We start from the raw sequence: 15472 nt of genomic DNA, 5'->3' as shown, positions 1-15472 counted from the left end.
TACATACATGGATGTTTGTAAATAGCCAATCAGCTAATAACCACTTAATAGCAGCAATAATAAGGCGTCACAACCGGCAGAAAACACTTAATTGAACATTTTTCAATCAAGATTTCGCGTTTTTCAAGACAGGATTTCCTGTTTTTTTAAAACAGAATTTTATGTTTAAAGTGTGATGACGGGACAAAAAGGGGAAATAATATGCGCCGGACAAAAGCCGAAGCGAGCGAAACACGTGAATCGATCCTTGATGCGGCAGAAATGGCTTTTTTAACCAAAGGTGTTTCCAAAACTTCGCTCAATGAAATTGCCGAACGGGCTGGCGTCACGCGCGGCGCAATCTATTTCCATTTTCGCGATAAACCGGCCATTTACAATGCAATTATCGACCGCATCAAATTTCCGCAAGAAGACCTTATTGATGAAGTAAGCCGCAATGATTCGATCAATCCGATTGATGTATTGGAAAAATCGGCTTGTGCTTCGCTCAGCCGTTTTGCTGAAGACGAGCACCAGCAGCGTGTCATGACAATTATTACTTTGCGTTGCGAATATGTCGATGATTTTTCGCAAATGATATTACGCTTGAGGGAAGCCCATGACAGCATGCTTGATCTTTTTACGCGCATGCTCTACGTGGCGCGAAGCCGCGACATGCTTTCCGATGACTGGGAACCGGAAGATGGCGCGCGCGTGCTTGTTTGTGTGGTGGGCGGCATTCTTCATGAATGGTTGAATTCGGCAAAAAATTTCGATCTTAATGCACTTGGTACAAGATTGATTCTAAGCCAGACAAAATCTTTCCGGAAAGATTCCCGACAGCTCATGGGATGAAGCGCCTTTAACCCTTGCACCCCCTGTCCTTAAACACAAATGTGCCACGCCATCAAAATTTCCAACTTCAAAACAATCCCCCTACTCTATAGATAAATTACTACGCTTTTTAAAAATCATACTGGCTTATAAAAATCGTCGCGCTTTTTAAAAAGCAAAGCAATCACCCCATTTCCCGTTTTTTGCCATCCCCCCCGTTTCCGGCTGTTTCACTCGACACTTTTTTTGAGTGCCCCTTAGTTTTCGGCTTTGCCATCAAAAAAGAGGTTATCGGAAAAACACTTTTCTATTTTTTCTTTTACTTAAATCCCGCTGCATCGAAATGTGACAAAACAAAAATACCGCTCTTTGGGCGAGATTTGTTCACATGGCTTTCAAGTTTCCATGAACCGGAGTTTTTCAAAACCGGAATTTTAAAAATATACGCCGATCACGACCGTCGGCCATTTGCCGACCATTTTTTGCCAGACCAAAAAACGGGAAAAAGCCCTCGCGGGAAACAGCTTTGGCAAAAGTCATCCTTGTTCATTGCACTATCACGTGACTCTTTCAAAGGCAGAATGAGTTAACTTTGTAAAGCATGATTGCAAATTCGCGAAACGCAACCGGAAAGCCGATCTGCCAGATAGGCCAATATATCGACAAAATGAAATATCGCAAAAGGCTTATTGGACAAAACGGGATGTAGGCGTGAGCGGGATGTCACAACTGAAAGTAAAATGTGACGGAAAAGAAAAATAGGATTTATAGACAAACCCGATATAAAGGCAGCGCCTTCTTGGATACGCTGCCTTCTATCTTTTCAGATTCTCGTTTTCAGCGCGTGCGACGCTCTTTGACATAAGCAATCAAACCGCTTGTCGAACTATCGTGGCCGTCGGCACTTTCATGTCCGGAAACCATGGGTAACAATTCATTTGCGAGTTCCTTACCCAATTCCACACCCCATTGGTCGAAGGAATTGATGTTCATGAGTGTGCCTTCAACAAAAACCCTGTGTTCATAAAGTGCAATCAACCGCCCCAATGTGAAGGGGGTGAGCTTGTCATGGACGAGCGTCAGTGTCGGACGGTTACCGACAAAGCTTTTGTGCGGGGCTAGCTTTTCGGCCTCCGCTTCACTCATGCCGCCTTTCATCAACATTGCTTTTGCTGCTTCTTGGCTGCGACCACGCATCAGTGCTTCCGATTGGGCAAAGCAGTTGGCAAGAAGCATATCATGCTGGTGGCGCAAGTTTTCTTCGTGCCCGTTCACAGCAACAATGAATTCGACCGGAATAATATCGGTTCCCTGATGCAAAAGCTGGAAGAAAGCATGTTGCCCATTGGTTCCGGGCTCTCCCCAGACAACAGGGCCTGTCGGCATTGTAACCGGTTTGCCGTCAATGGTCACATGTTTGCCATTCGATTCCATGTCGAGTTGCTGGAGATAGGCGGGTAGACGCGACAAACGATCCTCATAGGGAATGACAGCGCGTGTCGGATAACCGCAGATGACGCGATTATAAAAACCGATAAGCCCCAGCCGGACGGCAAGGTTTTCAGAATAAGGTGCTGTGCGGAAATGTTCATCCATTGCATGGCCGCCAGCGAGAAACTTTCTGAAATTTTCCGGCCCGATTGCCATCATCACCGAAAGGCCGATTGCCGACCAGACGGAATAACGCCCGCCAACCCAGTTCCAGAAGCCGAAAACACGCGACGGGTCAATGCCGAAATCAGCCACCTTATCAAGCGCAGTCGAAACTGCGGCAAAATGTTTTGAAACGGCCATCTCGCCCAGTTTTTCAGCAATCCACTGGCGCGCAATATGCGCATTGGTCATGGTTTCGGCTGTGGTAAAGGTTTTTGAAGAAACGATAATCAGTGTTGTTGCGGGGTTAAGCCGCGACAATGTATCGGCAATATCGGCGCCATCCACATTGGAAACAAAATGGCTATCCGGCCCGTCGTGATAGGGCTTCAAAGCAAGCGTTGCCATTTTGGGCCCAAGATCGGAACCGCCAATGCCAATATTGACAACATCGGTAATTTTACCACCATGTTCGCCTTTGAAGGCACCGGAGCGCACCCCTTCACAGAATTTTTCCATATGCGAGAGAACCGACTGCACATCCTCGACAACATTTTTGTCGCCAAGCATGATTGTGCTCCCCTTCGGCGCCCGCAAAGCAACATGAAGAACCGCACGATTTTCGGTCAAATTGATCGGCTCGCCGGAAAACATCGCCTCTCGCCGCTCCTTCAAACCGGCAGCATCGGCAAGATTATCAAGAAGCTCCAAGGTTTTCGCCGTAACCCCGCATTTGGAAAAGTCGAACAGCAAATCATCTAGCCGCAATGAAAAGTGCTCGAAACGCTGCGGGTCATTTTTAAAAAGTGAGCGAATATCGCCAAGCTCCGGATCTTTTGCATGGGTTTTCAATGCGTTAAAAGCGGCGCGGAATTTTTCTTCGTTGCGGAACATGGCAAGCTACCCTCCATTGTGTAAATAGAATTTAAGATGAAACACATTGAAGTGAAAGAGGTAAAATTGCCTTTATCCATTTCGCGTGAAAGAAAATTTAACGGGCCTTATAGTGCACCATTATCAACGGCTTTTCTGGCGGCTTGCGATGATGCCGTTTTTAGCCGGAACCATTCGCTAAATTGAAATCAGATAAATTTTAAACAGCCTCTTTCAAAGCCCGACATTGTCTTGTTTCAAATGTTAAAAACCGCAGAGCGTCAAAATGCGGCAGCGTCCGGTAAAATGACCGGTATTCACAAACAACCTTCAACACATACCAACATTGGCAAGATACGCAAACATTCGTAAGATAGGTAAATTGACGAGACCGGTAATAAGTTGGCAAAAGAAATTTCTTCTTGCAGCTATTATCTTGACCACGCGTTTTATTTTTTATCGTTTGATTATTATGAACACTCGTTTTAGCGGTGCACGATTTAGAAAAATTGGTGTCCTTTTATAAAGCAGGCGCATCACCGCCGATATTTGTTTCTCTCGTGTGACGCTCGTCATTCAGCCGGTTGTTTTGGCATTTTGTGCGGCATCAAGTTCCTCCTCAAGTTCGAAATCCTCTTCGGCTTTCGGGCGGATAAAGCGGCCAAGCAAGAGATAGGTAACAGGTGTGACATAAAGCGTTGCAATGGTTGCAAGGCCAAGCCCGCCGACAATGACAAAGCCTAAAGAAATTCTCGCTTCCGCACCCGCCCCGCTTGCAAGGATCAGCGGTACACCGCCAAGAATGGCGCAAATCATTGTCATTGATACCGGCCGCAAACGTATATTGGCAGCATTTTCCACCGCCTCGCGCAAGGTCTGATTGCGGTTTCTGAGCTGATCGGCAAATTCGACAATCAGAATGCCGTTTTTGGCCATAATGCCGACAAGCAGCACCAGCCCGATCTCGCTATAGACATTCAGGCTTACCCCGCTCACCATCATGGCAAAAACGGCACTGCCAAGGCCGAGCGGCACTGTTGCCATGACTATGAGGCCGGAAATGAAACTTTCAAATTGTGCGGCAAGAACAAGAAGAATAATGACCAGAGCAAAGCCGAAGACGATAATAAGGCCGGAAGAGGTTTCGCTCAATGTGGCAGCCTCGGCAAGCGGGATGATATAACTTCCCGCAGGCAATATGGGTTTTGCAAGTTCAAGCGCCTGCTCAAAAGCTTCACCGAGGGCAAAACCCGGTGCAAGACTTGCCGTCAAGGCGATAGAGCGCATACGCGATTCCCGCCCGAGTTCAGGCGGAACCGGCTTTTCTTTAACCGTTGTCACCACCGACATCGGCACGAAACGGTCATCTGCCGTTTTCATGAAAATATTTTCAAGATCGGTCGGGTCATTAACGGGTGTGCTATTCGACACAAGCTTCACATCATAGGAGCGGTCGCCAATATAGACCGAGCCGATCTTGCGCCCGTCAAGCATGGATTGCACGGCATTGGCAAGGCCGGTAATGTCAATACCGAGATCGGTTGCCCTTTCACGATTAATGTCGATGAACAATTGCGGCTGCGTTGCTTCAACACTTAAGCGCGGCTGCACAAAACGCGGGTCCTCCTGCATTTTCCTGACAAGTTGATCGGCAACCGGCTGGAGTTTGGCATAATCGGTGCCGAGAATTGCAAATTGCAAGCCCTGTCCTGCCCCCCTAATGCCAAGCGAATTGCCTTCCGCCGCAATGACACGCACAGCCGGAAAACCCTTCATTATTTGATTGATTTCCTGAACAATTTCCTGCTGGCTGCGGTGACGCTCGCCCCAGGGAGCAAGATTGAGCATGAGAAAACCGTTATTGGACGAGCCGAAAGTGCCTGATACCGAATAGGTATTGATGATTTCGCCCCTTTCTTTGAACGGCAAAAGCGCATCCTCGATCTTGCGCATTTCATCATTGAGATAATCGACAGAAATTCCTTGTGGCCCGTTGATGCGCAAAAACACCTGTGCGCGGTCTTCCGACGGGGTCAATTCCTGCCGCAAGGTGAGGTATCCACCCGCACTTAGGATAACAAAGCCGATCGAAAGCAAAACCACAATCCACGGATGGTCAAGAGCACGGTGCAAGCTGCGGGCATAGAAATTCTGTAATGCATGGGCAAATTTCAAAAGCAATGCCGGTTTGGAATGCCCGTTGCTTAAGGCCTCCTGCCCTTTGTTTTCCTGATTATTCCGGCTTTCCTCGCTGTTCCGGTTTTCCTCATTATCGGCAATGGCTCCGGCAGGCTTTTTGACATCTTTCAGAAATCTTGAAGCAAGCATCGGGCAAAGTGTCAAAGCCACAATTGCCGAAAGCAGAATGGCAATTGCCAGCACAAAACCGAATTCACGGAAAAGCCCGCCCGCTTGTCCCGGCAAAAAGGAAATTGGTACAAAAACCGCAACAAGCGTCAGTGTTGTGGCAATCACGGCAAAAAACACTTCTCTTGTGCCGATGACGGCCGCAGCTCTCGGCCCTGCCCCGAGATTGCGGTGACGCACAATATTTTCCAGAACCACAATCGCATCGTCAACCACCAGACCGGTCGCAAGAACAAGCGCAAGGAGGGTTAAAATATTGACCGAAAAACCGGCAAGATAAATAGCGGCAAATGTGCCGATCAAGGCGACAGGAATAGAAAGGGCGGGAATGAAAGTGGCGCGCAAATCCCACAAAAACAGAAAAATGATAACCACAACGCTTAAAACCGCAACAATAAGCGCCACCTCGACTTCGTGAATAGCGCCTTTGATGAAGCTTGCATCGTCACTTGTAATGGTAATATGCACGCCTTCAGGAAGTGTTTTGTTGAGATTGTCAACAGCCGCTCTTATCCCTTCGGAAATATCGAGTGTGTTTGATTGGGCCTGCCGCACAATACCAAGCCCGACACCGGGTTTTCCATTGACCCGCACAATCGAGGTTTCCACATCCGGCCCCAGAGTGACATTGGCGATATCACCGATACGCACACGGTTGTTGAGATAGACGTTCTCGAATTCTTCCGGCGTGGAGATATTGGCGGTTGCTCTCACCACCAGCGCCTGACTGGAACTTCTGAGCGAACCGGCCGGCGCATCAAGTGCCATATCGGAAAGTGTTTTCGTGACATCGGCAATGGTCAGGCCGTAACTTGCAAGTTTCGCCGGATTAATGTCTATTCTGAAAATCTTGTCACGGTCGCCATTGACCTGCACATCCGCAACACCGGAAACGGCCGAAAGCGTGTCGACGATCTGGTCTTCGGTCAAAACCGTCAAATCATCAACACTCATTGTTGTTGACGTCACGGCAAGGCGCATCACCGCGTCGGCATTGGAATCGGCCTTGATGATGCGGGATGAATCGGCATCATCGGGCAAATCATTGGTGACACGCGAAATGGCATCACGAATATCGGCTGCCGCCACATTAAGATCAACACCGTCATTAAATTCGACCGTTACCCGCGAACGGGCAAAAGAAGAACGCGATGATATGGTTTTGACACCTGAAACACGCGCCACCGCATCTTCAAGCTTCTGGGTGATTTCACGGTCGATTGTTTCAGCCGCCGCGCCATCAAAATCGGTTGAAACTGTCACCACCGGCCGGTCGACATCCGGCAATTCACGCACATCAATGCCCTGAAGTGCGGCAAGCCCCGCCACCATGATGAGCACATTGAGCACAAAAGCCGAAACCGGCCGGCGGATGAAAAGCGCAACCAGCCCGCCTTTATCCTTTTCGCGATTCTTTTCGCGCTCGCCGGATTTCTGAAAAGCGTCCGCCATTACCGGCTTGCTCCGTCAAGAGTTTTCTTTTCGTATCCCTTCACTTCGTGAGGTTCACCGGCGGCTTTCTTGGTTTCATCCGAGGTCGCTTCTGCTGCTTTTTCATGGTGTCCAATATTGCCGCCGGATTGAGCAGAACGATTATTCTGATTGCCGAGAGAAGCGCTTTTTCCCGCCTCTTTCACCCCTTCATCCGGCAAAATATCGACGGTACTTTTATCTTGCAGATTTTGCACACCCTTGGTGACAACAAGATCTCCTTGATGAAGTGCACCTGTGACCAGCACCGAATCCGCATTGCGCTGGACAATGCCGACACGCACATGTTCGACAATACCACTTTTCATTGGACCGTTTTTCACCCGCCAGACATAGGCACCCTCGGCGTTCCACTGGATTGCAAGCGGGTCTACTGCCGGATAAGGGTCACCCGGAAAAGCAAGCGACACAGAAAAAGACATGCCCGATTGAAGCACACCGGAAGCATTATCGACTTCCGCACGAATGCGCAAAGTGCGGCTTTGCTCGTCGATCATATTGTCAATGGCGCTGATGCGGCCGACAAATTCTTCACCGGGGCGGGCAATAGATGTAGCTTTCACTTTTTGGCCGATTTTAATGAGCGGGGCAAAACGTTCCGGCACCCAGACGTCGATCAGAATATGGTCGCGATTATCAATGCGGGCAATTGTTGTATCGGATGTCACGTAATTTCCCGCGTCAACCGGTAAAATGCCGACAATGCCGCTTACCGGCGCGCGGATTGTGCGCCGATCAGCTGCAAGCTCGGCATCGCGCAGGGTGAGCCTTGCCTTGTCGAGTGCAAGTTTTGCCGACAATTCCTGCACTTCAGTTGCTGTATTGGAGGCGCGCAACTTGACCGTTCTTGCCATGGCCAATTCCGCATCATCGACTTCCACCTTGGCGCGCTCGACAGCGATTTCTTCATTATCGGAATCAAGCTTTGCAACCGGATCGCCGACATTGACGTGCATTCCCGCACTCACATAGAGCTTGTCCATCACGCCGCTAGACCAGGGGGTGACGGAAACCGTTGCAAGTGCCCTTCCCGTGCCGATGGCACTTAACCGGTCATTGATCAGCTTTTGGCTTACCGGTTTTACAACGACCTCGTTTATTTTCGAGGTCGATGTTGAGGTGTGCCCGGCATTTTTTCCGTTCTTTAATCCCTGCCAGACAAACAGGCCGACGATAACGAGAACAATAATGACGATGATGGTAATTTTCGACGGGCGTTTCATCGCGCTGCTTTCATCAAAGGATGAGAAAACCGGACAGATTATTATCCGATACTGTTTTTTGTCACTCTGTTTTTAAGTTCTTCTACAAATTTTAACGTTCATCAAAGTTTTAACGTTCATCAAAGCCGCATCAAACGGGTTACAAAAGTCTTTAATGACGTTTTTACCCAAAAGTCTTTAATGACGATTTTTCATTGTATTTCATGCAAATTTGCGTTTTTTCGTCCAGTTAAATTTCGGTAATAATTCCAACCGGAAAATAACCAATTGGATAAGCGCAAAAAACAATTTGTTCTTAATCAATGATTTTTATAGACTGGATTTAAAATGCGGGTTTTATAAGGCAGCACTGACTCGTTATCGGTCAAAAACTGACGCGACATTTCGCTAAAAATGCCGCTCGTCTGAAGAGGTTGAATGACTAACGAAGGAATAACCGGCGAACCGGCGCCTATAACAACGGGTATGTCGCTTGATCGCGAACATGAGAAAATACCCTTCTATCGGCGTATGCGTGTCCGGCTGTTATTGCTCATTACGCTTTCGGTTTTCATCACGGAAATTATGGTTTTCATGCCCTCTATTGCCAGCATGCAACAAAGCTGGCTTGGAGACCACCACCAGTCGGCCAAAGCCATCAGCATGATTCTGGCTTCAAGCCCCGAAATCACCCTAAGCCCGAATTTGCAAAAAAATGTTCTGACCGCCACTGATGCCTTGGCTATAAGCATTATCAGAAATGACGAGAGAATGAACCTTGCCACTTCGCCGGACTTGAAAAAGGTCAATGAAACTATTGATCTTCCCGATTATAGCGAAACCAAAGCTTTGCTTGATTCTCTCACAACGCTCTATTTCGGAGGCAGCAATATTTTGCTTCTTCGCGGTCCTATCGAAGGAACAGACATCACGCTTGAAGTCACCGTTGCCGACAGGAAATTGCGGCAGGCGATGATCGATTTTTCGTGGCATTTTGTTGTAATCTCTCTCACCATCGCAATTGTCGCAGCAACGACGATTTACTTGATTGTCCATGAACTGCTGGTGCGCCCATTGCAGAATATCTACACCAATATGCTCGATTTTGTGATAGAACCGCATAATCCCAGCAAAATTCTGGTGCCCGAACCCCGCAGGGATGAACTCGGTATGACGCAAAAACGTATTTCGGTTATCGAAAGCGAATTGCAAAAAAGTTATGCCCATCAGAAACACCTTGCCAATCTCGGGCTCGCGGTTTCCAAAATCAATCATGATATGAGGAATATTCTCGCTTCCGCGCAATTGATGTCGGATCACCTTGCCGACGCAAAAGACCCGATGGTGAAGAAAATTGCTCCGAAACTTATCCGCGCTATCGACCGCGCGGTCATTTATAGCCAGACCGTTATCACTTACGGGCGCACGCAGGAAGAAGCGCCAAAGCGTAAAAAACTTCTCCTTCATGACCTTGTGGCCGATCTCCTTGAATCGCTCACCCTTCCCGGTTCCGATCAGGTGGAATTTGTTAATGAAGTACCGGTTGATATGACAATCGACGCGGATGAAGAACAGCTCCACCGCGTTATCACCAATTTATGCCGCAATGCTGTTCAGGCAATGCTGGAACGGGAAGACAGTGCGAAACTTCAAAACAAACTCACCATCAGCGGACACCGTATTGACAATGTAGCAGTTATCGATGTTGTAGATACCGGCCCCGGTCTGCCGGCAAAGGCCAAGGAACACCTGTTTTCACCATTTCAGGGTTCAACCAGCCGCAACGGTTCGGGCTTGGGATTGACCATATGTGAAGAGCTCGTCAACGCCCATGGCGGCAAAATTACATTGATTGACGAAGAGCGCGGCGGCGCGCATTTTGAAATCCGCATTCCCGATCTTCCCTCGCATGGCGAAGATCGACAAAAGAATGAAATAACCGCCTGATCAAGCTGTCGGATAAGAGTGACGCTTAACGCACGAGTTCTTTCAATTATTCACGCGTATTCACGAGACGTTTTCCTGAAAAGGTTATTCACCAAAACGAATTCCAATTAACGAACATCAATTGATGCCATAAAGCCAAACAAGCTGGCAAAATTTCGCGTGTAAAAAATTTTCAGCTGACCTTTTATGCTGCCTTTCAACAGGCATCTCGGCAGGCTGTTTCAACCGATATCTTCCGTAGACATTCAGGCAATGCATACCCACCGTTTTGAGCGGAGTTTCCGCCTTTCAAGCTTTTCCGAGCGTCTTTTTTGAAAATGCACGGTTTTCGAGTAAATACCGGTTTTTTTTAAAAAAATTCGGCTTTATAAAATTTTCTAAAAATGCGGTTTTGTTATTAAAGCAGTTTTTTTTAAAACCTCTTGCTTCTCCTCAACCGTTGTTTTTTTAGCTCCCTTCATTTTGAACATAAAAATTTCCGACAGAGATTTTCCGGTTTCAAAGCGCTTAGCCGCAAAATTCGCGTCACAAATGAACAAAAAAATAAAATCTTCTCTTGCATTTCTTTCGCGAACCAATTAGGAAACCGCTTGTCAGTCAATTGAAGATGTTCAAATCCGGATGTCGTTGATGGAACTGGCTGGAAACATCATTTTGGTGTTTTTCAAAAGTGCACCCGTAGCTCAGCTGGATAGAGCACCAGACTACGAATCTGGGGGTCAGGAGTTCGAATCTCTTCGGGTGCGCCATTTAAATTTTGGCATTTCACTATAGCTTCCAAACACCAAACTTTTCCATTTTTTAAAAATAAACACCAGTCTCTACTATTTTTTAAAAATATGTGAGGGGAATTGCTTTTGATTGATAATGCTTTCAATCAATCATGATTTGAAACCATCCTTCAAATTTCCTTCGAAAGCCTGGCCATCTGAAATTCTGTGGTCTTTCTGTTTTAAGGTAGAAAAACAGCATTTTGTTTATTGTATTTAAAACCAAACGAGACTGATCAATCGCACTCATCATGAGTGCCTTTAAGTGGATGTTCCCCCTTCCTTTTTATGAAGCTCCTGATCGAAATGGAAGAACCGACTGACGTCGGTGCTATAATTTTTGCTTTGCGCGATCTTGAGTGCTTCCGTGCAGTCCATCGACGTAAATTGCGAGCCTTTGTCGGTGTTGGATATGTCGGGTTTACCCTAACGTAAGAGCCTCTTCGACTGCATCTATTGAGAAAGCATTTTCCATTGTGATTGATAGTCTTGATGATAAAACCCTTCGGCTAAACCAGTCCACAAAACCACGCGGATAAACAAAACCACGCGCCATCGGAATATAGCTCATGTCTATCGCCCAGACCCGATTAGCGCGTGTTACTGCCAGATGCCACAGCAGCTAGGGATAAACTTGGTGACTGGTTGCCGGCTTCAAGGTAATAGCCCGCCGGTATATTGTTTCTATACTCTTTTTCTTCATAAGCTTGGCAACATGCAGTCACGTGACTTCATCGCGCTAAAGTCACCACCATGAATGTATCTCGTCTTTAAAGGGTTAAGTCTTTGCCCAAGTACAACTTTATTTTGACAACGCCTCTAAAGGCCATGAAAATAACTCAGAATTATGGGTGATATGTCACATGACACCCTAGTCGTTCACAAAGCTTTTCGCTTTTTTTTACCATAGCCGGTTTTTCTTGAGACGACGTCGCAGTGGTTTGTTGACAAGCGGTGAGGAATAGACCTGAAACGATGAAAACAAATATAGTTATTGCAAAGTTTTTCATTTTAACATCATTCCTAATAAAGACAATTTTTCTACATGCTGAATAATTAAAAACCAACCGATAACAACTGTTTTACTTTAGCGAGTTTCTAAAACTAAGAGCGCAATTAGCTCCTCTCGAATAAGTATCCAGCCTTGTAATTTTGCCGTGGTCGTCATAGAACGCGCGGGTTTCACAATAAGCTAACTCATATCCTGTAGGTGTACTTTTTTGAAAAGATTGTTCCCAGTATATATATTTTTCTCCCTTTTTATTTTGTGCGGCATGGAATGGGCCTAACCGGTTGATGATATTTTCAATAGGTTGCCCACGCCATTTATCTTGAATTTCCTGACTAAAGTTCAGAGAAAGCCAACAGCCACTCAGCATAAAGACGACACATAAAAGAGATAGAAGTTTTCTCATTGAATCTTCACCTTGGATTATTTTTTGATAATATCATTTTCATGCATGAACGCCACTTGTAAGAACTTTCGCTTTTTATCTCATTGCCCTTATCGGCATCAGTAATGCGCAAAGCCTCACTTTTAAGGCTCGAACAAACGCATTGCGCACTCGACAAATACCATAACCGTGGGCAGAATACTGAATTCTACTTGTTATTTCTTTTCAATTGGCGTCATAAGCCTCAAAACAGTAATTAACGCTCAATGCCAAACAACCGCCAACCTTTATCCCTAACCGAATGATCAGCGGTCGTTTTTTTCATTTCAATTTCCTCAAAAAATATACGAATTGTAAAATACAATTTATACTTTTTTAATAAGCGCCCCTTGCCTCACAAATGGGAACTTTTGGATTACGAAAATTTTTACAAGACTTTATCGCTCTGGTTCCACTCTTTGGAAAATATCCTTGATCTTCCATACAAAACCTTTGTTTAAAGTAGATATTCAGTCTAACATTTTGGTCGAGTTTCATATCATCTGGATAACGTTCGTCACATTTGTCATATGCTTCAGATATTTCTTTTGGTGTTGCGCCTGGCTTTTGATACCATGCGGCACCAGATAGTGGGGGGCCGGGATCTACATAACCAGGCTCAAATACAGTACCACAACCACTAAAAACACTTAATGAAGACAAGCATAGTAATGTAATAATTTTATTCTTCATATTTGTTTCCACATTTTAAAATTAGCGTCCTTGAGCTTTGATAATTTTAGATTTTGCATAACCATAAGTAGCCCCACAATCACTCTTTCCAAGACCATAACAACTATGAACAGAGTAGTGTTTGCCATCAAGATCAAACATACCGCCAATCGCTTTTAATTGGTTATAACCTTCGGGTGCCTCATACATTGTTGCAGGATTGCCACCAATGAGCCCACCGACAAAATCATACTTATGACGTTGCAGCTCAACACTATATTTGTTTCCATTACTTAATTTATTTAATAGATCTGCTGTTTTTTCACGCATTGGCAGCAGGTCCATAATAATGAACATTAGCATCGGATAAAACGCCTGTCTCACCACCTTTATCAAGTGCTGCTTTTTCCATAGCATCCTTTAGATGCTCTTCTCCTTTTTCCTGCACTTTATCTATAATGAACGGTCTGATCGTCACATTCTCTCTAAAACCGTTACCGACTTTGAAGGCGGCAATGCGCTCACTCGGCTAACTTCCATTTCCACATCAGCCGCGAAGGTTGCATCGATATTTTCGCTCTTTTCATGTTTTGCAATGTTTTTGAGACCAAGTCTGACTATTGGTGTTAATTCAAGAAAACTCCCACTTCTTTGCGATTAACCAAGCACACTGGCATGCATTTTCTACGAATGAGAAAAGAAGTCGTTAATCAGCTATCGGGATCTAAAAAATGGATAAAGATTGCGAAACAAACATCAACAAAAGATAAACAAATGATTTTGTAGAAATATTATAGTCTTGATACCGAGCCGCAACGTTTTTTACGACTTCATAAATTTCATAGAAAGAATGAAAGACAAGCTTTTATAGACCTTTTGCTCAAGCACTGGTCATTTCTTTCCTAAAATAGACCTCGATGCTATCCCTATCCAGACAAGCACTTAAAGTGCTTGAAGAAGAAATGACCTGCACCTCATCTCCAAGCCGTGAATAACTTGCGCCTTCTTTCAATCAACTGTTCAACATTGAACGTAATGCGCCTCACTGCCGCATAGAAATGGCAAGTCTGTTCATTCCATTCATGAGCGATATTGCAAATGTAAGGTCTGATATTTCTTTGTCACTAAAGACCTTTTTTAATGCCTCGTATGACTCGTCATCGGCGTGGCTTGTCGATATGTTTGTTAACTGCTCGGCCCAGTTCAGCGCTGCTTGTTCTTTTTCAGAAAATTGGTCACTCACACGCCAACCGGCCACTTCGGATATGCGGCGCTGTGTTTCACCAGCTTTTAGCAGGGAATTTGTATGGAGATTGAGGCAATATGCGCATCCATTGATTTGAGAAACTCTGAGATAGACCAGTTCAATCAATTTTTGTTCGACTACGCTTTTCTCAAGGGCGACTTTCACGGCTCTAAAACCGCTCATCAGTTCCGGTGACAAGTCAAAATATTTCAATCTGAGATTTTTCATATTCTCTTCTCCTTATTCTCATTATTGTCTGCAAAATATATTAATAACGAAAGTGCAAAACAAACTATAAAATTAAAATTAATCATAATTTTTATACTTTGAAAAAATGACATACCTATAATAAATAATATTAATATAAATATATTCGCAATGTTAATGAATTTGTTCTTTACGTTGATAATATATGATAAAGCGATGACTGCCTCTAAAACTGTGACCACCCAGCCAATAACAGGAATCATGTTTTCCGGTGCCCAGGGACACAGTATTGAGACATGTTTAAAAAATTGGGTCATCGAGCCCCATGAAACACCTGTTTCACCGAAATGACCCCAAAAACCGAAACGGTCAAATACAGCCGAAAGATAGCTGATAGCTAAACTTACTTTAGCAAAATATATTCCCCCTTTAGCAAAAAATATGCCCCGCCTTTGCGTAGACGATTTGCCAAAGTCAAACATGCGTCACCATTCTCAAATTCTGTGAATGAGACAATGTCGCAAACCCTTTGCCTGCGATAGGGACATATCGGGACAATTTGATAGTGACATTCGAATTTTGGTTTCGAACACAAAGAATGCATTTCTATGGGTCGTTCTTCAAAACAAACGTAAAATGTGTTTCTTATGATTTCTGACTTGGAGCGCTGTCATGGAAATTGTAAATCCACATGCCGCCGATCCGGATATTTATCGACACTTGGCATCGCAAAATAACATAGAGAGAAGTGGCTCCGGCTGGTTGAACAATTTAGCATGTTTTTAGCGGTATTCGTGACGCGTTTAAGCAGCATTATTATCTGTGGTCGTATCGACGTAAAACTTGTTCAGGGCTTGT

12 protein-coding genes, 1 tRNA gene and 1 pseudogene are annotated in these 15472 nt (G+C 45.2%); 3 read left to right on the top strand and 11 right to left on the bottom strand.

The features are described 5' to 3' along the window. Window positions 1-201: 201 nt before the first annotated feature. Entirely contained in the window at window positions 202-834 is a 633-nt protein-coding gene (locus H3V12_RS00770) for a TetR family transcriptional regulator (protein WP_198212092.1), read from the top strand. A gap of 816 nt (window positions 835-1650) precedes the next feature. On the opposite strand, the gene pgi is transcribed toward H3V12_RS00770, so the two are convergent. The 3 genes from pgi to H3V12_RS00755 form a co-directional block, all read right to left on the bottom strand. Next, window positions 1651-3300 (bottom strand): glucose-6-phosphate isomerase, encoded by a 1650-nt coding sequence (gene pgi / locus H3V12_RS00765; protein ID WP_198212090.1) that lies wholly within the window; start codon window positions 3298-3300, stop codon window positions 1651-1653. Window positions 3301-3855: 555 nt separating this feature from the next. After that, window positions 3856-7098 (bottom strand): efflux RND transporter permease subunit, encoded by a 3243-nt coding sequence (locus tag H3V12_RS00760; protein ID WP_198212088.1) that lies wholly within the window; start codon window positions 7096-7098, stop codon window positions 3856-3858. Then, on the bottom strand, window positions 7098-8360 hold the full coding sequence (locus H3V12_RS00755) for an efflux RND transporter periplasmic adaptor subunit (protein WP_198212086.1): 1263 nt from the start codon (window positions 8358-8360) through the stop codon (window positions 7098-7100). Before H3V12_RS00755 ends, H3V12_RS00760 begins: the two co-directional genes overlap by 1 nt. A gap of 417 nt (window positions 8361-8777) precedes the next feature. On the opposite strand from H3V12_RS00755, the gene H3V12_RS00750 reads away from it, so the two are divergent. After that, a complete protein-coding gene (locus H3V12_RS00750) occupies window positions 8778-10286 on the top strand; it encodes a HAMP domain-containing sensor histidine kinase (RefSeq protein ID WP_198212084.1) in 1509 nt (502 codons plus the stop codon). A gap of 377 nt (window positions 10287-10663) precedes the next feature. Here the strand turns inward: H3V12_RS00750 and H3V12_RS00745 are convergent, their stop codons facing one another. Next, window positions 10664-10864, bottom strand: a complete 201-nt coding sequence (locus tag H3V12_RS00745) for a hypothetical protein (protein WP_198212082.1) — start codon at window positions 10862-10864, stop codon at window positions 10664-10666. A gap of 94 nt (window positions 10865-10958) precedes the next feature. On the opposite strand from H3V12_RS00745, the gene H3V12_RS00740 reads away from it, so the two are divergent. After that, window positions 10959-11035 (top strand) — tRNA-Arg (locus tag H3V12_RS00740). A 366-nt stretch (window positions 11036-11401) separates the two neighbouring features. Here H3V12_RS00740 and H3V12_RS11140 read toward each other — a convergent pair. The 7 genes and pseudogenes from H3V12_RS11140 to H3V12_RS00710 form a co-directional block, all read right to left on the bottom strand. After that, a pseudogene (locus H3V12_RS11140) lies at window positions 11402-11789 on the bottom strand (DDE-type integrase/transposase/recombinase); the annotation flags it as partial. 349 nt (window positions 11790-12138) lie between these two features. Next, the gene (locus H3V12_RS00735) at window positions 12139-12471 is read right to left on the bottom strand and encodes a hypothetical protein (protein ID WP_198212080.1); all 333 of its coding nucleotides are present in this window, start codon (window positions 12469-12471) and stop codon (window positions 12139-12141) included. Window positions 12472-12825: 354 nt separating this feature from the next. Continuing rightward, on the bottom strand, window positions 12826-13182 hold the full coding sequence (locus H3V12_RS00730; protein WP_198212078.1) for a hypothetical protein: 357 nt from the start codon (window positions 13180-13182) through the stop codon (window positions 12826-12828). A gap of 21 nt (window positions 13183-13203) precedes the next feature. Next, window positions 13204-13491 (bottom strand): hypothetical protein, encoded by a 288-nt coding sequence (locus H3V12_RS00725; protein WP_198212076.1) that lies wholly within the window; start codon window positions 13489-13491, stop codon window positions 13204-13206. Continuing rightward, a complete protein-coding gene (locus H3V12_RS00720) occupies window positions 13484-13639 on the bottom strand; it encodes a hypothetical protein (protein WP_198212074.1) in 156 nt (51 codons plus the stop codon). Before H3V12_RS00720 ends, H3V12_RS00725 begins: the two co-directional genes overlap by 8 nt. 564 nt (window positions 13640-14203) lie before the next feature. Continuing rightward, window positions 14204-14635, bottom strand: a complete 432-nt coding sequence (locus H3V12_RS00715) for a carboxymuconolactone decarboxylase family protein (protein ID WP_246787456.1) — start codon at window positions 14633-14635, stop codon at window positions 14204-14206. Then, window positions 14632-15096, bottom strand: coding sequence for a hypothetical protein (locus tag H3V12_RS00710; RefSeq protein WP_198212072.1), 465 nt, complete (start codon window positions 15094-15096; stop codon window positions 14632-14634). Before H3V12_RS00710 ends, H3V12_RS00715 begins: the two co-directional genes overlap by 4 nt. Window positions 15097-15472 lie beyond the last annotated feature (376 nt).

It is taken from the genome of Bartonella sp. W8167 (genome assembly GCF_016100335.1).
Taxonomy (GTDB): domain Bacteria; phylum Pseudomonadota; class Alphaproteobacteria; order Rhizobiales; family Rhizobiaceae; genus Bartonella; species Bartonella apis.
The sequence above is the reverse complement of the archived record's forward strand: the minus strand, read 5'-3'. Positions and strand labels throughout refer to the sequence as shown.

Coding starts and splice junctions, on each gene's coding strand:
- H3V12_RS00755 (WP_198212086.1), bottom strand. CDS start 8,360: ATGAAACGCCCGTCGAAAATTACCATCATCGTCATTATTGTTCTCGTT.
- H3V12_RS00710 (WP_198212072.1), bottom strand. CDS start 15,096: ATGTTTGACTTTGGCAAATCGTCTACGCAAAGGCGGGGCATATTTTTT.
- H3V12_RS00750 (WP_198212084.1), top strand. CDS start 8,778: ATGACTAACGAAGGAATAACCGGCGAACCGGCGCCTATAACAACGGGT.
- H3V12_RS00770 (WP_198212092.1), top strand. CDS start 202: ATGCGCCGGACAAAAGCCGAAGCGAGCGAAACACGTGAATCGATCCTT.
- H3V12_RS00725 (WP_198212076.1), bottom strand. CDS start 13,491: ATGCGTGAAAAAACAGCAGATCTATTAAATAAATTAAGTAATGGAAAC.
- H3V12_RS00730 (WP_198212078.1), bottom strand. CDS start 13,182: ATGAAGAATAAAATTATTACATTACTATGCTTGTCTTCATTAAGTGTT.
- pgi (WP_198212090.1), bottom strand. CDS start 3,300: ATGTTCCGCAACGAAGAAAAATTCCGCGCCGCTTTTAACGCATTGAAA.
- H3V12_RS00760 (WP_198212088.1), bottom strand. CDS start 7,098: ATGGCGGACGCTTTTCAGAAATCCGGCGAGCGCGAAAAGAATCGCGAA.
- H3V12_RS00715 (WP_246787456.1), bottom strand. CDS start 14,635: ATGAAAAATCTCAGATTGAAATATTTTGACTTGTCACCGGAACTGATG.
- H3V12_RS00735 (WP_198212080.1), bottom strand. CDS start 12,471: ATGAGAAAACTTCTATCTCTTTTATGTGTCGTCTTTATGCTGAGTGGC.